Annotated in this window: 19 protein-coding genes and 1 rRNA gene; 11 read left to right on the top strand and 9 right to left on the bottom strand. The window is 67.5% G+C overall.

Annotated features, from left to right (window positions below):
- Positions 1-256: ribosomal RNA gene (locus tag ACT4MF_RS15505) — 16S ribosomal RNA — on the bottom strand; the annotation flags it as partial.
- 730 nt (positions 257-986) lie between these two features.
- On the opposite strand from ACT4MF_RS15505, the gene ACT4MF_RS15500 reads away from it, so the two are divergent.
- Positions 987-1,547 (top strand): TATA-box-binding protein, encoded by a 561-nt coding sequence (locus tag ACT4MF_RS15500; RefSeq protein ID WP_004046033.1) that lies wholly within the window; start codon positions 987-989, stop codon positions 1,545-1,547.
- Positions 1,548-1,672: 125 nt separating this feature from the next.
- Here ACT4MF_RS15500 and ACT4MF_RS15495 read toward each other — a convergent pair whose 3' ends face one another.
- The 3 genes from ACT4MF_RS15495 to ACT4MF_RS15485 all read right to left on the bottom strand — a co-directional run bounded on the left by ACT4MF_RS15495 (position 1,673) and on the right by ACT4MF_RS15485 (position 7,350).
- Positions 1,673-2,869 (bottom strand): Cdc6/Cdc18 family protein, encoded by a 1,197-nt coding sequence (locus tag ACT4MF_RS15495; protein WP_444683301.1) that lies wholly within the window; start codon positions 2,867-2,869, stop codon positions 1,673-1,675.
- Between the two features lie 1,007 nt (positions 2,870-3,876).
- Complete coding sequence (locus tag ACT4MF_RS15490) at positions 3,877-6,129, bottom strand: NADP-dependent malic enzyme (RefSeq protein ID WP_099255305.1); 2,253 nt, start codon at positions 6,127-6,129, stop codon at positions 3,877-3,879.
- Between the two features lie 84 nt (positions 6,130-6,213).
- A complete protein-coding gene (locus ACT4MF_RS15485; RefSeq protein WP_444683300.1) occupies positions 6,214-7,350 on the bottom strand; it encodes a DUF7544 domain-containing protein in 1,137 nt (378 codons plus the stop codon).
- A gap of 136 nt (positions 7,351-7,486) precedes the next feature.
- On the opposite strand from ACT4MF_RS15485, the gene ACT4MF_RS15480 reads away from it, so the two are divergent.
- A complete protein-coding gene (locus ACT4MF_RS15480; protein WP_444683299.1) occupies positions 7,487-8,302 on the top strand; it encodes a DUF7117 family protein in 816 nt (271 codons plus the stop codon).
- 123 nt (positions 8,303-8,425) lie between these two features.
- On the top strand, positions 8,426-8,653 hold the full coding sequence (locus ACT4MF_RS15475; RefSeq protein ID WP_099255302.1) for a DUF7385 family protein: 228 nt from the start codon (positions 8,426-8,428) through the stop codon (positions 8,651-8,653).
- A 35-nt stretch (positions 8,654-8,688) separates the two neighbouring features.
- On the opposite strand, the gene ACT4MF_RS15470 is transcribed toward ACT4MF_RS15475, so the two are convergent.
- Both ACT4MF_RS15470 and ACT4MF_RS15465 read right to left on the bottom strand, forming a co-directional pair.
- Positions 8,689-10,431 carry an MATE family efflux transporter gene (locus ACT4MF_RS15470; RefSeq protein WP_444683298.1) on the bottom strand — a complete coding sequence of 581 codons (1,743 nt, stop codon included), beginning with the start codon at positions 10,429-10,431 and terminating at the stop codon, positions 8,689-8,691.
- 79 nt (positions 10,432-10,510) lie between these two features.
- Positions 10,511-11,602, bottom strand: a complete 1,092-nt coding sequence (locus tag ACT4MF_RS15465) for a mechanosensitive ion channel family protein (protein WP_444683297.1) — start codon at positions 11,600-11,602, stop codon at positions 10,511-10,513.
- 189 nt (positions 11,603-11,791) lie between these two features.
- On the opposite strand from ACT4MF_RS15465, the gene trmB reads away from it, so the two are divergent.
- From trmB to ACT4MF_RS15445, 4 genes are all read left to right on the top strand, one after another.
- The gene (trmB, locus tag ACT4MF_RS15460; protein WP_099255769.1) at positions 11,792-12,844 is read left to right on the top strand and encodes an HTH-type sugar sensing transcriptional regulator TrmB; all 1,053 of its coding nucleotides are present in this window, start codon (positions 11,792-11,794) and stop codon (positions 12,842-12,844) included.
- Positions 12,845-12,875: 31 nt separating this feature from the next.
- On the top strand, positions 12,876-13,844 hold the full coding sequence (locus ACT4MF_RS15455; RefSeq protein WP_444683296.1) for an aldo/keto reductase: 969 nt from the start codon (positions 12,876-12,878) through the stop codon (positions 13,842-13,844).
- A gap of 127 nt (positions 13,845-13,971) precedes the next feature.
- Positions 13,972-14,694: a hypothetical protein gene (locus ACT4MF_RS15450; protein WP_444683295.1), complete on the top strand. Its 723-nt coding sequence runs from the start codon at positions 13,972-13,974 to the stop codon at positions 14,692-14,694.
- 128 nt (positions 14,695-14,822) lie between these two features.
- Complete coding sequence (locus ACT4MF_RS15445; RefSeq protein ID WP_444683294.1) at positions 14,823-16,754, top strand: DEAD/DEAH box helicase; 1,932 nt, start codon at positions 14,823-14,825, stop codon at positions 16,752-16,754.
- An 84-nt stretch (positions 16,755-16,838) separates the two neighbouring features.
- Here the strand turns inward: ACT4MF_RS15445 and ACT4MF_RS15440 are convergent, their stop codons facing one another.
- Positions 16,839-17,603 (bottom strand): sugar phosphate isomerase/epimerase family protein, encoded by a 765-nt coding sequence (locus ACT4MF_RS15440; protein ID WP_444683293.1) that lies wholly within the window; start codon positions 17,601-17,603, stop codon positions 16,839-16,841.
- A gap of 111 nt (positions 17,604-17,714) precedes the next feature.
- On the opposite strand from ACT4MF_RS15440, the gene ACT4MF_RS15435 reads away from it, so the two are divergent.
- From ACT4MF_RS15435 to ACT4MF_RS15420, 4 genes are all read left to right on the top strand, one after another.
- Positions 17,715-19,421 carry a thiamine pyrophosphate-binding protein gene (locus ACT4MF_RS15435; RefSeq protein ID WP_444683292.1) on the top strand — a complete coding sequence of 569 codons (1,707 nt, stop codon included), beginning with the start codon at positions 17,715-17,717 and terminating at the stop codon, positions 19,419-19,421.
- A gap of 95 nt (positions 19,422-19,516) precedes the next feature.
- Complete coding sequence (locus ACT4MF_RS15430) at positions 19,517-19,957, top strand: hypothetical protein (RefSeq protein ID WP_444683291.1); 441 nt, start codon at positions 19,517-19,519, stop codon at positions 19,955-19,957.
- Positions 19,958-20,059: 102 nt separating this feature from the next.
- Complete coding sequence (locus ACT4MF_RS15425; RefSeq protein ID WP_444683290.1) at positions 20,060-21,130, top strand: Gfo/Idh/MocA family protein; 1,071 nt, start codon at positions 20,060-20,062, stop codon at positions 21,128-21,130.
- 59 nt (positions 21,131-21,189) lie between these two features.
- The gene (locus tag ACT4MF_RS15420) at positions 21,190-22,392 is read left to right on the top strand and encodes a DUF418 domain-containing protein (protein ID WP_444683289.1); all 1,203 of its coding nucleotides are present in this window, start codon (positions 21,190-21,192) and stop codon (positions 22,390-22,392) included.
- Positions 22,393-22,492: 100 nt separating this feature from the next.
- Here the strand turns inward: ACT4MF_RS15420 and ACT4MF_RS15415 are convergent, their stop codons facing one another.
- Positions 22,493-22,690, bottom strand: a complete 198-nt coding sequence (locus ACT4MF_RS15415) for a hypothetical protein (protein WP_444683288.1) — start codon at positions 22,688-22,690, stop codon at positions 22,493-22,495.
- Between the two features lie 270 nt (positions 22,691-22,960).
- Complete coding sequence (locus ACT4MF_RS15410; RefSeq protein WP_444683287.1) at positions 22,961-23,680, bottom strand: fumarylacetoacetate hydrolase family protein; 720 nt, start codon at positions 23,678-23,680, stop codon at positions 22,961-22,963.
- Between the last annotated feature and the right edge of the window lie 37 nt (positions 23,681-23,717).

Raw genomic sequence — 23,717 nt, 5'->3', positions numbered from 1 at the left:
GGCACGGTGGGCCGTTACCCCACCGTCTACCTAATCGGCCGCAGCCACATCCTTCGGCGCCGGAGCGTTTGGCACAATCCTCATTCCAGGTGGATTGTGGTATGCTCTATTAGCCTCAGTTTCCCGAGGGTATGGAGCTCCGAAGGGTAGTTTGGCCACGTGTTACTGAGCTATTCGCCACGAGTCTGAACTCGTGCGACTAGCATGGCTAAATCGGATCCCAATAGCAATGGCCTCCGGCAGGATCAACCGGAATGTATAACCTCTGAGCCTGATTCCCGGCTCAGAGGGGTGTTGGCGGGTTTTGACTCGCGTTGAGTCAAAACACCATTGCATGGTCTATGTGGTGTCCGGGCCACCCAGCGACCTGGATGACACCGAACTACCACGGCTCACATCAGATTTCCTCTTACGCCGGAGCGCAGGGGGCGAAATCCTCATTCGGGTGAGTCGGATGAACCGACTCTGCGAAACCGGGACGAATTGAACGTCCCGAGTCCGCGGTGCGTTCTTCGCGTTTCAACCGAACGGGCTTATACACTTAAGCACGTCGGAACGCTTCGACCGGCCGCGGAGCGGCCAGCCGTTGTCCCCCGCGCCGGGGGACCTTCGCATCTAACACGAATGCCGGGTTATACTTAACCCCGTCGAACCATCGGCGCCACGTCATGCGGTTTCATTGAGATAGGTTCGCACGAGTGGGCCGGGTCCTGAGCAGACGAAACAGGTGTGTAGCTCGACCAGCTGTTTCGACCGACGAACCGAATAGGCCGATGATTGTCAGTACCCGATCATATCTTCCGGTGGCAGCGCGCGTGCCATACCGAAGCTGAGGCCGGGGGCACAGGCCGCGAGACGGTGGTCCACACATCGGCAGAGACGTGGCTTCACAAAATGGGCTACCGCGCGGCGCAACGGGCAGCGGCAGAGCGGCCGTTTATACCACGGGCGTTTATAAGGGAGGGGGACGCATATAAAAGCGAACGATGACGAACCCTGCAGATTCGATCGAGATCCAGAACGTAGTTGCATCGACGGGGATCGGCCAAGAGCTCGATTTGGAGGCGCTCGCTGAGGACCTTCCGGGGGCTGATTTCAACCCCGACAACTTCCCGGGACTCGTTTACCGGACCCAAGAACCGAAGGCGGCCGCGCTCATCTTCCGGTCTGGAAAGATCGTCTGCACGGGTGCGAAAAGCATCGACGACGTTCACGAGGCGCTCGGGATCATCTTCGAGAAGCTTCGCGGACTACAGATTCCGGTCGAAGACGATCCGGAGATCACCGTTCAGAACATCGTGTCCAGCGCCGATCTCGGGCACAACCTCAATCTCAACGCGCTCGCGATCGGGCTCGGACTCGAGGACGTAGAGTACGAACCAGAGCAGTTCCCCGGACTCGTCTACCGGATGGACGAGCCGGAAGTTGTGATCCTCCTGTTCGGGAGCGGGAAAATCGTCATTACCGGCGGGAAGCGGACTGACGACGCGGAAGAGGCCGTCGAGGAGATCGTCGAACGGATCGAAGGGCTCGGCCTGCTGGGATAAGAGACAACTCGGAACACGCTCGGATCGCGATCGAACTGCGGCGAACCGGCAGACGACTGCCGATCGAATCGACCGAGACGAACGATCGCAGTGCGAATCGAAATTCCTTCTTCGGTCGATTATCGTCAGGAGTCTTCCGTCAGAACCTCTTTCACGACGCTCGGGTCCTCCAACAGCTGGTGTTTCGTGTAGCTACCTTCGGCGCTTCCCCCACTGTGTTTCGACTGTTCGATGATGTCGAGAAACGCGTGTTCCTTGAGGAGGTCGCGGACGCGGCGAAGCGAGAGGCTATCTGAGCCCTCTTGACGGCAGATGTTCTCGTAGATCTCGTAGACGCGACTGGTTCGGAACCCATCCTGACGGCCGCTCGAAAGCGATAGCAGCGCGAGCGCCTGGAGGACGTACCGAGAGTGCGGCGTCGACCCGCGAATGAGTTCGCGGAACCGATCGGTCTCTGCGCGCTCGCGCGCCTGCGTAACGAACTCCTCTCTGACGGTCGGTTCGCCGTTGCTCTGTGCGATCTCGCCCGCGTAGCGGAGAATGTCGATAGCTTTGCGCGCGTCTCCGTGTTCGCGGGCGGCGAGCGCGGCGGCACGCGGGACCGTCGATGGTTCGAGGACATCGTCGTGAAAGGCGTCTGCGCGCGCCTGCATGATCTCGCGGAGTTGGTTGGCGTCGTACGGCGGGAACACGAACTCCCGTTCACAGAGGCTCGACTTGACGCGCTCGTCCATGCGGTCTTTGTACTGAATCTTGTTGCTGATTCCGACCACCCCGAGCTTGCAGTCGGTGATCTTGCCGGCCTCGCCAGCCCGGGAGAGCTGCATCAGGATGGCGTCGTCGTCGAGTTTGTCGATCTCGTCGAGGATGATGAGGACAACGTCGTACCGCTGGTCGAGGATCCGCCACAGCCGCTTGTAGTACGTCGACGTCGAGAGACCTTTATCCGGGACGTTGATCCCGGTGGCGTCCGGATCGTTCACGGCGTCGGCGATGGTCTGAACGGCCTGCGTCTCGGTCGTGTCCTGCGCGCAGTCGACGTACGCGAACGTCGCGTTGACGCCCTCCTCTCCCGCCGTCGAGACGAGGCGCTTGGAGACGTATTTCGCGCAGAGCGACTTTCCGGTGCCCGTCTTTCCGTAGATCAGTACGTTGCTCGGACTCTGACCGAAAATCGCGGGGTTGACCGCAGTCGCAAGGTTTGCGATCTCGTCGTCACGACCGACGATCCGGCCCTCCCCGGGGAGGTGACTGATCTCGAGGAGCTCCTTGTTCGCGAAGATCGGGTCCTCCCTGGTGAAGAGATCGTCCGCTGCGTCCATAGGATCGACACCGGGTTTCCGGTGAAATGCGTTCCGCTTCGGCCGTGATGCGATGTGATTTGAGACACACACCGGGTTTCCGGTGAAACAGGTGGATGGGGGGTGGGTGGTGGGGTGGGTGGTGGGGTGGTTGGGGTGTAGTGGGGTGGTTGGGGTGTAGTAGGGTAGTCGGGGTGTGATGGGTGGGGTAGTGGGAGTCAGAGTGGTCGGTGAGAGGAAGGATTGTCGGCCGTAAAAGCAAAACGGCTGTCAGAAGATCGGTAGTGTAGTTCACCGGAAATCCGGTGTCACCACCGCAGTGTGACTCGACAAAAACGCAGCTGAACCAGAAGCGCAAAACAAAGGTCAGGGAACGGAGGCGGCTCACAAGGCAGGTGACGCTCCAGAGAGCTCGAGCCAGGATAATTAGTGGGATCGTGTGACCGTACGAAAGAGACGATCAAGTTTCGGTACGAGTCCGTATGTATATGCGATATATACACATCGTAGTGTAAACCGAGGAGTCGAAGTACCAGTCAGAGACCGTGTTTCCGATGAAAGTTCAGGATTTCCGGTGAAACCGGGTCTCTCTGACTTCTATTCTTTCTCCTGCTCTTTGATCTAGTGGACTATACTCAAAACTTGTTTATAGTTTTTTCTAATCCAAGAGCAATTTTTGAGGCAACCGAGTGGGGGTGAATCGGGAATCAAGATCGGGCGTTTCTGCCCCCCCACCAGCCACCACCAACCACCCAACCCCAACGAACCACGTTTCACCGGAAACACGGTGTGTCTCTCAAACAGTTGTGCCCAGTCACGGCAACAGTACCCAGATTAGAATGGCCAGTACACCCGGAACATCCACGGTCACCTACGCTATCATACCCGCGAATTCGTTGCCTCACAGAGTATCAAACGGAGATCGGCAGAAGATCGCCGAAGACCAGAGGACTACCGTAGAAGATCAAAGGACTACCGCAGAAGACCGGAAGGCTGCAGAGGACCGCAACCACAAGCGATTCGCTACCCTACTCCTGCGCGTCGACGACGGCCACACTGGCCAGGTTGACGATGTCTTTGACCTCGTCGCCCCGCTGGAGGACGTGGACCGGTTCGTCCATTCCAACCAGCATCGGGCCGATGGCCTCCGCGCCGCCGAGCCGCTGGAGCAGCTTGTAGCCGATGTTCCCGGCTTCAAGGTTCGGGAACACGAGCACGTTCGCGGCTTCGTCGAGCTCCGAGAACTCGTACGTGTTGTTGAGAATGTCGTCAACGACCGCGGTGTCGGCCTGCATCTCACCGTCGACAGGGAAGTCGACGCTCTCGTCCTCGTGGAGTATCTCAACGGCCTCCCGTGGCTTCTGAGTCCCTTCGTTGTCGACGCTCCCGAAGTTGGAGTAGGAGAGCATCGCCGCGCGCGGCTCGACGTTGAACCGACGAGCGAGCTCGGAGGTGTGACGCGTGATCTCCGCGAGCGTCTCTGCGTCGGGGTCCTGGTTCACCGTTGTGTCGGCACAGAAGATGACCCGGTTTTTGAACGTGAGCATGTACACGCCGGCGACGGTATCGGTGTCGGCCGCAGATCCGACGACCTGCAGCGGCGGCCGGAGTGCCGACGGATAGTGATGAGTCAGGCCGGTGAGCATCGCGTCGACGTCCCCGGACTTCACCATGACGCTCCCGAGGTAGTTCGTGTCTCGCCGGACCAGTTCGTTCGCCTCCCGGCTCGTGATCCCCTTGCGCTTGCGTAGCTCGTAGAGCTGGTCGCCGTACGCCGACACGTCCCGGTCGTCCGGGTCGACGACCTCCGGCTGGAACGACAGCCCGAGCTGGTCGGCGGTGCGAGTGATCGTGTCGGCGTCGCCGAGCAGCACCGGCTCGGCGATCCCCTGCTCCGAGAGCTGGTAGGCCGCGCGGATCATCTTCTCGTCGGTCCCCTCTGCCAGCGCGATACGCTTCGGATCGCTTTTCGCTTTGTTCAACACGACGCGCATCATCTCGCGGGACTTCCCGAGGCGTGCCTCCAGACGCTCCCGGTACTGTTCGAGGTCGATTTCGGTCCGCGCTGACCCCGACTCCATCGCCGCCTCCGCGACGCTGGGTGCGACCTCGAAGAGCACGCGCGGATCGAGGGGTTTCGGGATCACGTAGTCCGCCCCGAACTGGAGCGGGTCGTCGCCGTACGCCTTCACGACCGCATCAGGGACGTCCTTGCGAGCCAGTTCAGCGAGCGCCTTCGCGGCGGCCCGCTTCATCTCCTCGTTGATCTCAGTCGCGCGCACGTCGAGCGCGCCGCGGAACAGGAACGGGAACCCGAGCACGTTGTTCACCATATTCGGGTAGTCGGACCGCCCCGTCGCCATGATCACCGTGTCGTCGCGAGCGTCCTTCGCGTCCTCGTAGGTGATCTCCGGATCGGGGTTCGCCATCGCGAAGATGATCGGGTCCGACGCCATCGACTGGACCATCTCCTGCGAGACGATCCCGCCGACGGAGAGTCCGACGAACACGTCCGCGTCCTCCATCGCGTCGGCGAGGTCGCCGCCCGCTCCATTGCTGGCGAACTCGCTTTTGTAGTCGTTGACGTCGCCGCTGGCGGCCCGCTGCTCCGTGATGATCCCGGAGGAGTCGCACATGGTGATGTTCTCCTTCCGCGCGCCGAGCGAGACGTAGAACTTCGCGGTCGCGATCGCGGACGCGCCCGCGCCCGAGAAGACGATCTCGATGTCGGAGAGGTCTTTCCCGGAGATCTCCGTCGCGTTCATCAGCGCCGCTCCGGAGATGATCGCGGTCCCGTGTTGGTCGTCGTGGAAGACGGGCACGTCCATCTCGTCGCGGAGCCGCTCTTCGATCTTAAAGCACTCGGGGGCCTTGATGTCCTCGAGGTTGACGCCCCCGAAGGTCGGCTCCATCGCCTTCACGGCCTCACAGAACGGATCGACGTCGTCGATGTCGAGTTCGATGTCGAAGACATCGATGTCGGCGAACCGCTTGAACAGGACGCCCTTCCCCTCCATGACGGGCTTCGACGCCGACGCACCGATGTCACCGAGCCCGAGCACGGCGGACCCGTTCGAGACGACCGCAACGAGGTTCCCCTTCGCGGTGTACTCGAACACCGATTCCGGGTCCGCGGCGATGTCGCGACACGGCGCTGCGACTCCCGGCGAGTACGCGAGCGAGAGGTCCCGCTGCGTGTTCGTCGGTTTGGTCGTCTCGATCTCGATCTTCCCCGGCGGCTCCTGTCGATGATACTCTCTCGCGTCGTCGTCTAATCCCATGTCTCCTCCAATTCGGTAACGGAGTAAAAAGGTATGTGAACCCGTCGAATACTGATTCGACATTCGACGATCCGCGGACGCGATTCAGTCGCGGTCGGTCGACCCTGAGCCAGTATCGGTCGATGCTGAACCAGTGACGGCCGAAGCCGGGTCGATGTCCACGTGGAACAGCGTCAGCGCCGGGTCGATACCACCGAGAGTAGCGACTTCGTACGCGATCAGATACGATCGAGTGACGACACTGACCGGGAGCGTCAGTGCAACCAACGCCACCACGGCGATAATGGCGACGATCGCGACGGTCGCGGCCCCAGCAGTCGTACTCACCAACGCGCCGAGACCGCCGATGGGAACGGCCGCGAGCAGGAGCACGCTCCCGGCGACTACGACGACTGCCGAACCAGCGATCACGAACGCGATCCCCTCGACGATCGCCGTTCCGAGGCTGACGAAGAAGTGAACCGCGAGATAGACGAAGAGCTCCGCCCACTCCCCGCTCACCGCGCGCCAGACACGACGCCACCCGGCAACCACGCCGACTTCCTCGACGACCATCGCGGGAACGACGAACTCGTAGGTGAGCCGGAGTGCGAGCGTCCCGAGCAGGACGACCCCGCCCCCGAGAAGCCCCACGGCAACCGCAGGGCCCGTCGAGAGCGCTCCGACCGTCGCCGCGAACGAGTCGATCGGCGCCCACCCAATCGGCGTCTCCCTCGCGACCAGGACGAGCGCCGTCAACGCGATCGGACCGGCGGCGATCGACCACAGGACCGCGGAGGCGACGAACAGGCCGCCCCCCTGCCGGAGTCGCCCGAGGAACGGCTGCCACAGTCGGACCTCGTTCGTCCGAAGCGCGTCGTAAAAGACCAGCCGAAGCGACAGCGAGGCCACTGAGAACGCGACAACCCCGAGTCCCACGACGACCGCGGCGGCGGCGATCAGCCAGTCAGCCGGCAGACCACCGACGAGGTCCGCAACGACGGCGTCGACCGCCCCGATGCCGGTTTCCGTCTCCGTCCCGGTCTCTATGCCCCCGGATTCCGTCACACCGCCCAGCCGAGCGTCGGGAGCCGCGGGAACCGACACCCCGGCGTTCGCACCCCCACCCATCAGGAGGACAAGGAGCGCCAGTTTCGCCCAGCGGACCACGCTGACCGGGAACAGGAACCGACGAGCGGCCTCGACGGCGTCGTCCACGGCCGCGACGGCGTGCCAACCCATATCCCACGATTCACCGGGGCCGCATATATAATGTGACGGAGGGAAATCCGGCCACTCCGGCCCGATCCGACCTGTTGCGATCTGCCGTCACTCGCGACCCACAGCCCTTTACGCCGAACGCGACGAAGTGGCTCGCATGAAGGTCCGCGGCGAACGGGAGTGCCGAGAGTGCGGCGCGCGTTGGTCGTACTACGAGACGGGATCCGTCGAGTGCCCCGACTGCGGGTCCCTCAAGAGCGTCGGCGTCGACGACAGGACCGCCCACACCGACGCACCCGCGACGCTCGACCTCAGCCCCCATCGCGCACGCTTCGGCGACGCGCGTGGAACGCTCCCCGAAGAGGGCGTCGACGACCTCAAAGCCGACCTCCGCGAATACGCCCGCAAGCGGGGGTTCATCCGCGGGGGCGAACTGCTCCCGCTCGACGACGCCTACCTCGCCGCCCGCGAACTGCTCGAGGCGATTGACCTCTACGACCGGCTCCGCGACCCCACCGACCGCGACCGGGAGTACCTCCTCGCTCTGCTCGCCGGTGCCGACGATGGCGACCGGCCCGCGACCGAGGCGGTCCCCGAGTCCCTCCGCGAGGCGCGGGGGATGGCCACGGTCCGCGCGGTCGACGAGTACCGGACCGACCTCCTTTCGTTTCTCGACGAACTCGAGGGAGTCGCGGGACTCGAGGAAGTCGACGACACCACCGATGCCGACGCGTCCATACCGACGGTTTCGGTCGCCGGCGACGACCCGCTCTCGCGGATCGCTCCCGCCCGCGCGCTCCTCGAACGCCTCCGCGACCGCACGAAGCGCGCCGAGGCGCTCACGGGTGACGTGCCGCCGGCCGACGCCGACGCCCTCGTCGACGCCGCCGACGCGCTCGGCGAGTACGTCAGGACCGGCGACGAGACCGCCCTCGACCGCGCTCGGAGCCTGATCGCCGACACCGAGACGTAACTGTCGCCGACACCGATACGTAACCGTCGCCGACACCGAACCGTACCCCTGCGACCATCGAAACGCAATCACGGCTGATACTCGCGGAGTCAGCTTCAACTGTCGGGTCGGGTATTTCGACGCATGCCCCGGTTCGACGTGCACGATCACCGCCACGCGCTGAAACAGCTCAAGGACACGGGCGCGACACGCCTCTGGGAGAATCGAAAAGACGTGGCCTGTCCGGTGTGTGAGGCCCCGTTCGACCGCCTGTTTACCACCCGGAAGCCGGGAACGACATTTCCAGAAAGCGACGGCGCGCGCTTCTGTCTCCTCCGCGACGAGGACGCGATCCACCTGTTCCGCCACTGACGCGCGGTCAGTCTCTCCGGACCCCGCTCTCGACTTCAGTCGTCGGCCGCGGGATCCACGCCGGGCGCCGGATCGTCGATGTACCGTTCCGTCCACGTCCCGCGCGCGAACCACGCCACGCCGATGATCGCGCCGAGGATGTTCCCGAGTGCCATCCCGACCCAGATCCCCGTCTCGCCCCAGCCGGCGATGAAGACGAGGTAGCCCACGCTGGCGACCCGCCCGACCCAGAGCGTGAGGATCGAGATCACCATCGCGGTCTTCGTGTTGCCGGCCCCCCGGAACGCACCGAGGATGACCTGCGAGACGCCGATGAAGGCGAACTCGACGGACCGAATCCGGACGTATTCGACCGCGTGCGCGACGGTCGCCGGCGCGTCGGGCACGTCTCCGAGGAAGGCGCCGACGATCGGCTCCGTGAACGTCACCGCGACGACCGCGACGAGGAACATCACCCCCGCCCCGGTCGACGCCGCGAGCTTGACCGACCGCGCGGCGCGGTCCGCCCGGTTCGCGCCGAGGTTCTGCCCGACCATCGTGTCGATCGCGCGCCCGAGCCCCATCGCGGGGAGGAACACGAGCGAGATGAGCCGGTTGCCCAGCCCGTAGGCCGCGACGACCGGCGGGGAGAACGTGACGACCATCGCGGTGAGCGTGATCATCGCCAGCGCGCTCGTCGTCTGCTCGACGCTGGAGGGGAGCCCGAGCCGGAAGATGTCCCCGATGAATCCGAGGTCCGGGCGGAGGTGACCCAGCGAGACGTCCGGCCCGAGCCCGGTGCCGAACAGCACCCAGATCCCGACCGCGGTGGCGACTCCCCGCGAGAAGATCGTCGCTATCGCAGCACCTTCGATCCCGTAGCCGGCGAATCCGGTGGCCGCGAACAGGGCCGCCTGAACGCCGACGGGGTCGAGCGCCGCGACGAGCGGCACCGCGGCGAGCCACTCGAACAGCGGGTTGGCCGAGAACCCGAAGATGAGGAACGGGTCGAGTAGCACGTTCAGAACCACCGAGACGAGCATCACCGTCATCGGCGTCCGGGTGTCACCGTATCCGCGCATCAGCGCGGAGAAGACGAAGAACCCGAACATCAGCGGGATACCCGCGAAGATGACTTCCATGTAGTCGGCCGCCAGCGGGATCACCGTCGCCGCCGTGTCGGCGTCGCTCGGCAGGATCTCGAGCGCCGGACGCGTGTAGAAGTACCCCGCGATCCCGATGAGCACAGACAGCACGGAGACGGTGAAGATGGTCTGGCCGGCGACGAGCCCCGCAGACCGGTTCCCGTCGGCACCGGTGTACTGCGCGACGAGGATCGCTCCCGCGGTCGTGAAGCCGCCGGCGACCGCGATGAGGAGGAAGATCAGCGGGAACGCGAGGCTGATCGCCCCCACCGCCTCGGCGGACAGGCGCCCGAGGTACAGCGTGTCGACCACGTTGTACATTACCTGCAACAGCTGGATGACGACGATCGGCCACGCGAGGTGGAACAGCGGCCGGATCAGGCTCCCCTCGGTGATCGACTCCTCCGACACCCGTTCGTCGGGGGAATCGCCGGGGGCGCTGTCGCCGTCGTCGGGGCCGCCGTCGCCGTCGCCGCCAGAACCGCCGTCGCCGTCGCCACCGTCCGCTGCTTCGGACGAGGCGCTGACCGCGTCGCTACTGTTCGTCTCGTGGTTCGGACCACCGTCGTCGCCGGCGCCGTCGTCGGGGGAGGAATCAACGCCGCCGAACTCCGAAGGCGACTCCGACGGGTCCTCGGAGGGCTCGTCGCTCACTGATTTATAAGCGGGGGCTCGCTGTATCAGGGTTCCGGTTCTGTGGGACAGCCCACCACACTATGTCACACGGAACCAGTCAGCGATCGTTTCCGGAGCCGGCGCCGCCGACGGAGTCAGCCGTCGCTTCCGTCGTCTCCCTGACCTCCGCCTCGGTGCTCCGGGATTCGCCGGTCCCTCGGCCCTCGGAATCGGGCTTGTCGCCGGCCCGCTGTCCCGGCGGTCGGCCGTCTTCCGGCCCGCCGATCCGGGCGATGCCCGAGGTGTCGTCGAAGACGAGGTGCCGGTGCGGGTACGCCATCTCCACGTCGGCGTCCTTGACCCGCTCGCGGATCCTGATGTTCACGTCGGACTGGACCTTCGCGAGCTTGTACGGCTTCTTCACCCAGTACCGGAGGCGAAGGAGCACGCCGTCGTCCCCGAACTCGTGGATCCGACAGTCGGGGCTGGCGGTATAGCGCGCGACGCCGACGCGGATGTCGGGGCCGCCGTCGATCACCGCCTCGCAGTCCCGCGCGGCGCGCTCGATGAGCCGACGCGCCTCGGAGATGTCGCTTTCGTACGTGACGAGCACGTCGATCGTCCGCCGGGTCCGCTCGTCCTCGGCGGAGTAGTTGGTGACATCGCGCTCGCGCATCGTCCCGTTCGGCACGACGAGGAACGTGTTATCGAGCGTGAATATCTTCGTGTACCGGATCGTGATATCCTCGACGAACCCCGTCGTCCCGTTCTCCAACTCGATCATGTCGCCGATCTCGAACGGCTGGTCCGCGAGGATGAACACGCCGTTGATGAAGTTGCCGACGATCGGCGCGAGGATGATCCCGATCACGGCGGAGAAGACGGCGGTCCCGACGAGCAGATCGGTGAAGCGGAACCCGCCCGCCCAGAGCCCGACGAGCAGCGACATGACGATCGTCCCGACGCGGACGCCCCTGACGATCGTCTGCGCGACGCTCTGTCTCGACACGCGACGCGCGACGGGGCGGCCGATGAGACGCACGAGGAACTTCGAGGCGAGGACGCCGACCGCGACCGACAGGATCACGAGCAGCAGTCGCCCGCCGGGGGAACCCACAATCCCGCGGAGCGCGTCCCCGAACCGCGTGATCCAGTTCCCGATCGAGACGAGCCCTCCGGGCTGTGCCATAGCGAAACCGCCGTCGCCCACCCGAAAAAGCGTTTCTCCCGGCGGCGAGCGACTCGCGGCGGCGCCTCGACGACGAGCCGGTCCCGCCGATGGAGTCGGAGTCCCTCGACGGGACGGACGATCGCATGTACATGGAGGATGCGGCTCTGAAAACGCGTGCTACTCGGCTCATAGTAAAAACCTATATCGGAGGACCGCCTCGTCACGAGCATGACAGACGATCTCCGCGGCACGCTCGACCGCGTCGGGGACCGATTCAACCTCGGCGAGTACGAGATCGACGCGTACCTCGCCGTGTTGGAACACGGCGAGTTGACCGCGAGCGACATCGCCGACCGGACCGACATCCCGCAGCCGCGCGTGTACGACACGGTCCGAAGCCTTTCCGACCGCGGGCTCGTCGAACTCCGCGAATCGCGGCCGATGAAGATCGTCGCCGTCGACCCGGAGGACGCGTTCGGCGAGCTCCGGTCGTCGTTCACCGAGATGGTCGACGAGCTCGAGGCCCGCTACACCGCGCCCACCCGCGAGACCGAGGCGGTGTCGCTGGTGAAGTCGCGGTCGACGATCCTCCGGTACCTCGAAGAAGTGATCGCCGGCGCCGAGTACGAACTGGCGCTGTCGCTCACGCCGGGGCTGCTCCGCCGCTTCCGCGACGAGCTCGCGGCGAAGGTCCAGGCGGGCGTCAGCGTCGAACTCCTCGTCACGCCCGCGGCGCGCGCGCCGGACCCCGAGGAGTTCGACTACCTGGAGGTCGCGACCATCGCACGCGCGCGGCGCGGGATCACCACGCCGATCCTCGCCGTCGGCGACGGCGAGTACTCCGTGTACGCCACGCAGGACGCCCTCCGCGACGACCGCGAGCGGTACGGCGTCATCTTCAACCGCTCCGCGCTCGGGTTCCTCGTCTCCGGCTTCTTCGGCACCGTGCTGTGGACGACCGCCGAAACGCTCGCCGCAGACGGGGCCGCCCGTCCGTTCCCGCGCCGCTACGCCTCGATCCGCCGCGCGGTCAAGGACGTCCGAGAGTTCGAGGGCGAGGAGTTCTTCGCGACCGTGGAGGGCCGCGACATCGAGACGGGCGATTCGGTGACCGTCAGGGGGCGAGTCGTCGACCTCGCATTCGAGGCCACGGAAGAGGTGGCGTCGCTGACCGTCGAAACCGAAACCGGTCGAGTCGACATCGGCGGCCGCGTCGCCTCGCTCGAGGATGTCGAGGGGCAAGAGATCGTCCTCGGTCGCGGCGAGCCGCCCGCGCTGTGACTTTTTAGTCCCCCGCGGCCCCCCGACCCGTATGGAGTACACGACGCTGGGCGACACGGGGGCGACGGTGAGCCGCCTCGCGCTCGGCTGCATGAGCTTCGGGAGCGAACACGAGTGGATGCTCGACGAGGGGGAGGGGCGAGAGCTGATCGAGCGCGCGATCGAACTGGGGATCACGTTCTTCGACACGGCGAACGTCTATTCGAACGGCGAGAGCGAGGCGATCCTCGGCGACGTGCTCGCCGAGTACGACCGCGACCGGTTCACCGTCGCCACCAAGGTGTACGGGGAGATGGACGAGTCGAACCCGAACTCGGGCGGGCTCTCGCGGAAGGCGATCGAACAGGAGCTGTCGCACAGCCTCGATCGGCTCGGGATGGAGACGATCGACCTGTATCAGATCCACCGGTGGGATTACGACACGCCGATCGAGGAGACGCTGGCCGCGCTCGACGACGCCGTGCGGCGCGGCCAGGTGCGGTATCTCGGCGCCTCGTCGATGTGGGCCCATCAGTTCGCCGAGGCGCTCCACACGAGCGACCGCGAGGGGTACGAGCGGTTCGCCACCATGCAGAACCACTACAACCTCGCGTACCGCGAGGAGGAGCGCGAGATGGTCTCGCTGTGTGAGCGAGAGGGGATCGGGATGATCCCGTGGAGTCCCGTCGGCGCCGGCTACCTCGCGCGCCCGGACGGGCAGGCCGACGCGACGACCCGCGGGGAACGCGAGACGGCGCTCGGGCGGCCGTATCGCGAGGGCGGCGGCGAGGAGATCAACCGCCGGATCGAGGAACTGGCCGACGAGAAGGGCGTTCGGATGGCCCAGATCGCGCTCCGGTGGGTCGCCGGCAAGGAGGTCGTCGACGCGCCGATCGTCGGCACGTCCAGCGTCGAGCACCTCGAGGACGCCGTCGAAGCGCTCGGCATCGACCTCTCCGATTCAGACGTGGAATGGCTCGAGGAGCCGTACGAGCCGGTCCCTGTCTCCGGGCACGAGTGAGCCGTCTCCCACCCCACGTCCGAGCGTTCGACCGCTCACCCACCAAGCCGCCCACCCACCAGACGGCTCGACCGAACCCCCTGTGTCGCCGTAACACACTTAAGAACACACTCTGTACCAGTATCCAGTGGCATCCCGACAGGGCGGGCCGGGAGACACGGAGTCATCCCGACCCGGATCGACGGAGCGTCGGACCGCGTCCACGACCGCGCCGGCGGGGTCTCGCCGGCGGGCGACAACGAGATCGAACTCCCTCCCGCACGGGGCCGACGCGAACGCGCCCCGAAGTCAGAACCCGACGGCGGGGAAGCGTCCCTCGGCCGGTCGAACGCCCGAGGATCCTCCCGTCCGCGATCCCGGGCTCTACGCCCTCACAGACCACTTCCGTGAGCGGCTGGAACAGCCTGGCAGATACGTCTCGACCCGGACCGTCAGCGACGCCATCCGAAACGGCCAGCTGCGCTGGAACCGGACCGACGGGTGGCGGTTCGCCCTCGTCGACGGCGGGATCCGCTTCGTCGTGGTCGTGAGCGACACGGAGACGAACTCTCCGGTCGTCGTCACCGGCTGGACCGAGGTGGCCGACCGCGAGGCGGCCCTCGACGCCCGGCGCTGGGACCCCGTCGACGTCGACACCATCGCCGTGCGGGCGGCGCTGAGCGAGTCCGCCTCGACGCCGATCCCCGACCGAATCCGCCCCTGTGCCGTGACCCGCCCCTTCGTCGTCGGCGAACACCGCCTGGAGACCGAGCCGGGCGACCCGTTCGTCCGCTGTACGGCCTGCGGCTGTCGGTTCCGGTCGAAAGACGCGATCACGGGCCGCGGCTGTCGCGGGCGGTCGGGTCGGTAGTCAGACCCGAGTCAGCAGGCGTGGCCGAATCAGCAGCCAGGATCGCGTCAGTGGCCGGCCCCGAGCCGACAGAGATCGGGCCGGTCGCGGACGCTATCCATTTCCGCTTCGCGACCGAACCGGAGGCAATGACCGACGACTCCGGTGATCCCGCCGCTGGCGACCCCGTCGTCAGCGATCCCGGTACGGACCCCGATTCTCCGGACGACGACGCCTCCGAAGCGCTCTCGCTCGACCGGTTTCACGAGGCGCTGGAGGCCGAAGAGCGACCGGTGGCGACCGCGAGCGAGGTCGCGCGGCGGCTCAGCACCTCGCAGGCGGCCGCGCGCGACGCCCTCGCGGCGCTCGTCGACCGCGGCGACGTGGACCGACTCGACGTCGAGAGCGACCCCGTCGTCTTCTACCCGACCGACTGGGGGCGGCTGGCGACCCGCGAGCGCGTCGTCGCGTTCCCGGACCGCCGCGAGATCGTGGTCGACCGCCCGACGCAGTTCACCCGCGCGCGGCTCTCGCAGTTCGCGCACCTGGTCGACACCACCGGCACCGACCCCGGCACGCGGGGGTACCTCTACCGGATCAGACAGGAGGACGTGTGGGCCGCACCGTTCGAGGACGCCGACGGCCTCATCGCGAGCCTCCGCTCCGTGCTCCCCCGCCGGTTCGACCACCTCGAAGAGTGGGTCCGCGACCAGTGGCGCCGGGCGCATCGCTTCCGGCTGTACACGCACGAGGACGGCTACGTGGTGTTACAGGCCGCGTCCGAGAGCCTGATGGGAAACGTCGCCGACCAGCACCTCGACGAATCCAACCTCCGAGCGCCCATCTCCGAGACCGAGGCGTGGGTGAACGAGGACGCGGTCGCCGAGGTGAAACGCGCCCTCTACGACGCCGGCTACCCGGTCGAGGACGACCGCGACCTCGACGTGGGCGACCCGGTCGACGTCGATCTGACGACCGACCTCCGGGCGTATCAGGAGACGTGGGTCGAGACGTTCCTCGACGCGCGCTCCGGCGTGTACGTCGGCCCGCCCGGCTCCGGGAAGACCGTCGCCGCCATCGCGACCATCGCGGCCGTCGGCGGCGAGACGCTGATCCTGGTCCCCTCTCGCGAACTCGCCGGCCAGTGGCGCGAGGAACTGCTCGAACACTCCACGATCGATCCCGCCGACATCGGCGAGTACCACGGCGGACAGAAGGAGATCCGGCCGGTGACGATCGCGACCTACCAAACCGCCGGCATGGACCGCCACCGCGCCCTGTTCGACTCCCGGAAATGGGGGCTGATCTGTTTCGACGAGGCCCATCACATCACCGCCCCTATATTTTCGCGATCTGCAGAGCTGCAAGCAAAACACCGACTCGGCCTCTCGGCGACTCCGGTCCGCGAGACGGGCAGCGAGGAGGAGATCTACACCCTGATCGGTCGGCCGATCGGCGCCGACTGGGACGAGCTGTTCGACGCCGGCTTCGTGCAGGAGCCGGAGGTAGAGATCCGGTACGTCCCGTGGCGCGACGAGATGGCCCGGAACGAGTACGCCAGCGCCGACGGCCGCGATCGGCGCCGGCTCGCGGCGGAGAACCCCGCAAAGATCGAGGAGATCCGGTACCTGCTGGCCGCCCACCGCGACAAGAAGGCGCTCGTGTTCATCGAGTACCTCGATCAGGGCGAGGCGATCGCCGACGCGCTCGGCGTCCCCTTCATCAGCGGCGAGACGCCCCATCACGAACGCGCGGAGCTGTTCCGGCGGTTCCGCGAAGCGGGCGGAGACCGCGATGAGGCCGGCGGAGCCGACGACGACCTCGACACCCTCGTCGTCTCCCGCGTCGGCGACGAGGGGATCGACCTCCCGAACGCCGAGCTCGCGGTCGTCGCCAGCGGCCTCGGCGGCTCGCGCCGGCAGGGGTCGCAGCGCGCGGGTCGCACCATGCGCCCGACCGGCTCCGCGCTCGTCTACGTCCTCGCGACCCGCGGGTCGAGCGAGGAGGAGTTCGCCCAGCGGCAGATGCGACACCTCGCGCGCAAGGGGATCCGCGTGCGGGAGACGAACGTCGCGGAGTAGGCGAGGCCTCGGTCGGACGCTCGGCGACCGTCTGACCGGCACTCGGCGACCGTCTGACCGCCGGAGGCGACTGTCCGGGTCGAATCAGTCCAGCGCGTCCCGCAGCGCCGTCGCTCCCCACTCCATCGACGCGAGCGGCTCCGCGGGGTCGTCGTGCTCGTAGACGAGCCACTCGCAGTCGGCGCCCCGGGCGCTCGCGACGACCGCGTCGAGGTCCACGTCGCCCGATCCGAGTTCGACCAGCTCGCCGCGGTCGACGTCGGCGTCCGACGCGTGGACGTGCGTAATGCGATCGGGGTAGCGGTCGATCAGGGCCGCGGGGTCCGACCCGCCGACGAGCGCCCACCCCACGTCGATCTCGAACCCGATGCGGGCGTCGGTGCGGTCGATCAGCCGCTCTAACGCGGGCGCGCCGTCGACGGTCGCGAACTCCTGATCGTGGTTGTGGTACGCGAGCTGGACGCGCTCTACGTCGAGGGCGTCCGCGAGGTCGTCGAGCCGCGCCGCGACCGCGTCGACCGCGGCGGCACGTTCGAAGTGGTCCGGGTCGAGCCAGGGCACGACGAGGGTATCGACGCCGAGTCGGCCGTACAGGTCGACGGTGTCGTCGAACGCGGCTTCCAACGCCTCGACCGGAGTCTCCTCCAACGCCTCGATGGGAACGTGCGCGGACGCCGCCTCCAGCCCGTTCCGATCGAGGGCCGCGAGCACGTCCTCGACCGGCGCGTCGTCCACCCGATAGGCGAACTCCACGCCGTCGTAGCCGGCCTCCCCGACTCGGTCGAGCAGGTCCGTGATCGGCGCGTCGAGCGAGCGCAACGTGTACAGCTGGACCGCGATGTCGACCATGCCTGTGTTCTCGTTGCTAGCACCGTATCCGTTCGGGTGGCTCCGCGGTCGTGACGCCGGTGACCGCCGCGCCGCCGAAGGTTTCAACACCCGCTCCGTCGACCTCGCGGTATGGACACCGACGAGTCCCCGACCGGTACGGGCCCCGACGCGGTCGACGCCCCCACCGTCGCCGAGGCGGTCGTCGACTGCATGCTCGACCGCGGGATCGACACTGCGTTCGGGATTCCCGGCAAACAGACGCTCCCGCTGAACCGGGCGCTCGGCGAGCGAGACGCCCGGTTCGTCGTCGCGCGCCACGAGACCGCCGTGACTCACCAGGCGTGGGGCTACGCGGAGACGAGCGACCCCGGCGCGATGGCGGCGTCGATCGTCGTCCCCGGTCCGGGCGACATGAACGCGATGAACGGGCTGAAGAACGCCTTGAACGACTGCGTCCCGCTCCTCCACCTCGCGGTCGAGACCGAGCGCGAGGTCCGCGGCGGGGACGGGATCCACGAGACGCCGCCCGAGACGTACGACACGGTGGTCAAGGAGAACGTCCTCGTCGACTCGCCCGGCGGCGCCGTCCCCGCGGTGGCCGAAGCGATCCGCGTCGCCCGCGAACACCCGCAGGGCCCCGTCCGCGTCGGCATCCCGAAGGACGTGCTCGCGAGTCGGACGCCGCAGCCGGCGGTCGGAGAGCGCGGACCGGCCGCGCCGCCCGCACCTCCCGCGGAGGCGGTCGATCGCGCGGCCGACCTGCTGGCCGGGGCCGACGCGCCGGTGATCCTCGCGGGCGGCGGCGTCAGGCGCGCGGGTGCGAGCGAGTCGCTCCGCGCGGTCGCCGAGCGTCTCGACGCTCCCGTCGTCACGACGTACAAAGGGAAGGGAACGCTCGCCGAGACCCACCCCCTCTCCGCGGGCGTGCTCTGTGGCGGGGCGAGCAGCGAGCTCCGCGAGCTGCTCGCCGACGCCGACCGCGGGCTCGTCGTCGGCTCCGACCTCGACGCGGTCGCGACCGCCTCGTGGTCGGTGTCATTGCCCGAGACGCTCGTTCACGTCACGCTCGACGGCGACGACATCGGGTTCGGCTACGAGGCCGACATCGGGATCGTCGCCGACGCCGACCGGTGTCTCCGGGCGCTCGCGGACCGGCTGGCTGAGTCGTCTCCCCTCACACCCGGCGCGGCGCGGGCCGAGGCGGTTCGGACCGCGGATCGGGAGCGGTTCGCGGCGGTCGCCGACGATCGCGGTCCCGACGATCCCCTCCGATCCGTCGAGGTCCTCCGCGAGGTCCGAGGGGCGCTCCCGTCGGACGCCGTCGTCACCGCCGACGCCGGCGGGTTCCGGCTGTGGACGCTCGTCGCGTTCCCCGCGGGCGGCCCCTCGCGGTACGTGAACCCGGGGTCGTGGGCGACGATGGGAACGGGGCTCCCCTCGGCGATCGGCGCGACGCTCGCGAACCCCGACCGCGACGTGGTAGCGCTCACCGGCGACGGCGGACTCATGATGTGTGTACACGAGCTGCACACGCTGGCCGCCGCCGAACTCGACGTGACCGTCGTCGCGTTCAACAACGACGACTACGCGATCATCAGCGAGGAGGCGTCGCGGTCGTACGACCTCCCGGCGGGCGCGTACGGCTGGACCGACGCGGGACTGGATCTCGTCGCCGTCGCGTCCGGCATGGGCGTCCGCGCCGAGCGAGTCACCGCCCGGGACGAGATCGGCGGCGCGGTGGCGTCCGCGTTGGATCACGACGGACCCGCGCTGATCGAGGTCGTCACCGATCCGGACGAGCCGCAGGCGAGCGAGTGGATGACGCGGGAACGGTGAGCCGCGACCGGCTCGGCCCGGTCGGGATTCATCTCACCCGTCGGGTTTCGGGTATTTGAAGCGAGGTATATGCCGGCGGAAACGCCACGTAGACCATGCGGAACCCCTGGGTTCACGACGACGTGCCGGCGGACGCCGGCGCCGGGTACGACGGCCACGTGCGGCTCCTCGCGACGGTCGTCTGGAGCGCGCTCGCCGTCGCCGTCGGGGGGTTCGTCTTCCTCACGGGGACGGGGATCGTCGAACCGGGGCTCGGCGAGTCGATGGCGTCGGTCGTCACGTTCGTCGTGGGCGCGGTGGCCGCGGTGCTGCTGTTACCGCTTCTCCTGCGGCTGCTCCTCGTCTCGCGGCTCCTGGCGACGCTGGCGTTCCTCGGGAGCGGCTGGCTCCTCGGTCGGTTCGTGTGGGACCGGGAGGCAGCGCGGATCGAACGGCTCCTGACCGACGGCGAGCGGCTCGGTGCCGGTTCGGGGGCGGTCGAACAGCTGATCGAACTGCTCGACGTGCTCCTCGCCGCGCTCGCAGCGGCACTGTGACTCGTTCCGTCCGCTCCGCTACGCCCTAACGCGGCCTCTAACCGCCTCGCTCCCCGCTGCCCGGAGCGTGAGCCTTAACGACATTCGTTGTGAATTCTCCCTATGACTCACGCGAACGACGTGGCCGTCGGGATCGTCGGCCTCGGGGGGATCGGCAATCACCACGCGACGAAGCTGTCCGATCGCGGCGCGAACCTCGTCGGGGGGATGGATATCGACCCGGACGCGCGCCGGCGGTTCCACGAGGAGTTCGGCGTGCACGCCTACGAGGACGAGCACGACTTGTACGAGGCCTGCGACGCCGTCCTGATCACGACGCCGAACCGGTTCCACGAGACGTACGCGACCTCGGCGCTCGAAGCGGGGCTCGACGTGCTGTTGGAGAAGCCGCTGGCGCACACCGTCGAGAGCGCGGAGCGGATCGCCGAGGCCGCCCGCGACGCAGCTGGGTTCTGCATGGTCGGGTTCAACAACCGCTTCGCGGAGCCGGTCCAGGTGCTGAAGGGGTATCAGGCGGCGGGCCGGTTCGGCGAGACGACGCACGTCGAGGCGAACTACGTCCGCCGGCGCGGCGTCCCGGGCCGCGGCTCGTGGTTCACGTCCAAGGACGTCGCCGGCGGCGGGGCGCTCATCGACATCGGCGTCCACGCGATCGACCTGTCCCTCTACTTCCTCGATCACCCCGAGGTCGTCGAGGTGTCCGGGCAGACGCGCTCGGAGTTCGGCGACCGCGACGACTACACGTTCGTCCACATGTGGGGAGACGACAACGGCGCCGACGGGTTCGACGTCGAGGACTCGGCGTCGGCGTTCATCCGGGACGCAAGCGGCAACACCGTTTCGCTGGAGGTCGCGTGGGCGACGAACCGGCCGACGAACGACGAGTTCGTGGTCCGCGGGACGGAGGCCGGCGCGACGTTCGACCGCGGGAGCGACGAGCTCACGTTCCACGAGGCGACCGCCTTCGACGGGGACCACCACCACTTCGCCGACACCGAGATCGAGACGCGGGAGGGCGACAGCCACGCCGCCGAACAGGCGACGTTCCTCGCCGGCGTCGCCGCGGGTGAGGCTCCCGATATCAACACGGTCGAGGAGGCGCTCTCCGTCCAGCGCGTCATCGACGCGATCTACCGGTCCTCGGAGCGCGGTGAAGCCGTCCGCCTCGACTAACGCGACACGCTCGCTATCCGAACCTATTCGGTCCTCCGTTCCCTCTTGGGAACCAACTCGTGACTCGCGACCCCGGCCCGACGCCGCCCTCCGAACGCATCGTCAGCCTCGACGCGCTCAGGGGGCTCGCCCTCCTCGGCATCCTCCTCATCAACGTCTGGGTGTTCGCGATGCCCGAGCAGACGCTCCTGAATCCCACGGTGTACGGCGACTTCACGGGAGCGAACTACTGGGCGTGGGCCGTCAGCCACGTGTTCGGTCAGAACAAGTTCATCACGCTGTTCTCGGCGCTGTTCGGCGCGGGGATCCTGCTGTTCATCGAGAGCAAAGAGGAGAAGGGACAGGACGCGCTGCGGCTCCACTACCGACGGACCGCAATCCTCATCGCGATCGGGCTCATGCACGCGTACCTGCTGTGGTACGGCGACATCCTCGTCGCGTACGGGGTGACCGCGCTGGTGGTGGTCGCGTTCCGCGACCTCGAACCCCGGAAGCTCGCCGGCGTCGGCGTGGTGTTCCTGCTGTTCCTCCCCGTGGTCGAGCTGCTCGTCGCGGCCACTATCGGCGGCGACGCGATCGCGTCGCAGTGGGAGCCGGCGCGAGCCGCGATCGAACAGCAGGTCGCGACGTACCGCAGCGGGTGGTTCGAACAGCTCGACCACCGCGTCCCCTCGTCGCTCGATCGGCAGACGACCGGCTACATCAACCAGAGCTTCTGGCAGGTCGGCGGCACCATGCTCATCGGGATGGCGCTGTACCGCTGGGGCGTGTTGACCGGCGAGCGGTCGACGGCCCTGTACCGCAAACTCGTCGCGCTCGGCGTCGTCGGCCTCGCGATCACCGTCGCCGGCGTCGTCTACATCGAGGCCAACGAGTGGAGCGCCGGGGCCGCGCTGTACTGGCGACAGTTCATCTACGTCGGCAGCTTCCCCCTTGCCGGAGGCTACCTCGGGCTCGTGATGCTGTACGCCCGGCGGCGGCCCAACGGGCCAGTGACTCGCGGGCTCGCCGCGGTCGGCCGGACGGCGTTCACGAACTACCTGCTCCAGACGGTGATCGCCACCACCGTCTTCTACGGCCACGGATTCGGGCTGTTCGGCTCGGTGAGCCGGGTCGAACAGCTCGGGTTCGTCGCCGCCGTCTGGGCGGCGCAGATCGTCCTCTCGGTGCTGTGGCTGCGACGCTACCGGTTCGGTCCCGTCGAGTGGGTGTGGCGGACGCTCACCTACGGGGAACGACAACCGATGCGGACCACCGAGTAGACGGAGACCCGGAACCGTCGGCGTGTCGAACGGCGTCCCCTGACTCCGGTTCGGGAGACGACGCGGAACGGATCGGAGTCCGGCGAGACGGGTCGGAGGGCTATCGCGGGACGAGACCGATCGGGACCGCGACGATGGCGTGGTGGACCACCAGGACCGTCTGGCCGACGGACGTCACGCCGAGCGACGGCGCGATCGCGAACACCGGCAGGAGTTGGAGGACGAAAACGACCCCGGCCACGGCGACGAAGTTCCGGACCGGGGTGTCGGTGAACCGGATGAGGAGGGCGTAGACCACGGCGGCGCCGACTCCCGCGGTGACGCTCGCCCGACGAGCGCCCTGCGGCGAGGACGGCGATCACCGCGACGCCGACGCTCAGGCTCGTTCAGCGGGCGAGACTGCGTCCCGTCTCCGGGTTCGGAGACGGTGTTTGTGACGTTGCCATCCGCTCGCAACGGCGTCAGCGGGTATAAGCGCACCAGCCACCGCCGTTTCGCCGCCCGTCAGTGAACCGCCCTGTCGGTCCCGAAGCGACCCCCGACGTGACGACGGGCGCGGCGGATTCGCTCACGCCTCCTCGACGACCGGGTTCGACAGCGTCCCGACGCCCTCGTAGGTGATCTCGACGCGCTCGCCGGGCTCGACGAGCCCGGGGTTCGCCGGACTCCCGAAGGCGATGCAGTCGCCGGGCTCGAAGGTGAACCGCTTCGAGAGGTACGAGACGATCTCGTGTGGGCCGAACAGCATCAGCTCCGTGTTGGCGTCCTGTCGCTGCTCCCCGCCGACGGTCGTCGAGATATCGATGCTCGTCGGGTCCACGTCGGTCTCGATCCACGGGCCGAGCGGCGCGGAGCCGTCGAACGCCTTGCGCGCGGTCCGACCCTGTTGGTCTAACGCGTCCACGTCGTTCATCACGGTGTACCCGCGGACCACGTCGGGCACGTCCGCGGGCTCGACGTCGCGGCACCGCTCGTCGATGACGGCGACCAGCTCGCCGGCGTACGTCAGCTCGTCGGTCCACTCGGGGTATCGGATCGGTTCGCCGTGCGCGAGCAGGCTCGCTGGCGGCTTGATGAAGAAGTCCGGCTCCTCGGGGCGTTCGTACTCCATCTGGTCGAGGGTCTCCGCGTAGTTCCGACCGACGCAGTAGAGCGCGCTCGGATCGCAGGGTGGGAGGAGCCGCCCGTCCCGCCCGACCTCGTACCGACCGTCCGCGGCGATGACTGCGCCGTCCTCGTAGCGTCCCGAAACCGGGCCGTCAGGCGTAAGCAGGCGTGCGAGTCGCATGGCGGCACGTCTGCGCGGAGAGGCGAAAAGGCGTCGA

The organism is Halorubrum sp. FL23 (assembly GCF_052439115.2).
GTDB lineage: Archaea > Halobacteriota > Halobacteria > Halobacteriales > Haloferacaceae > Halorubrum > Halorubrum persicum.
The sequence above is the reverse complement of the archived record's forward strand: the minus strand, read 5'-3'. Positions and strand labels throughout refer to the sequence as shown.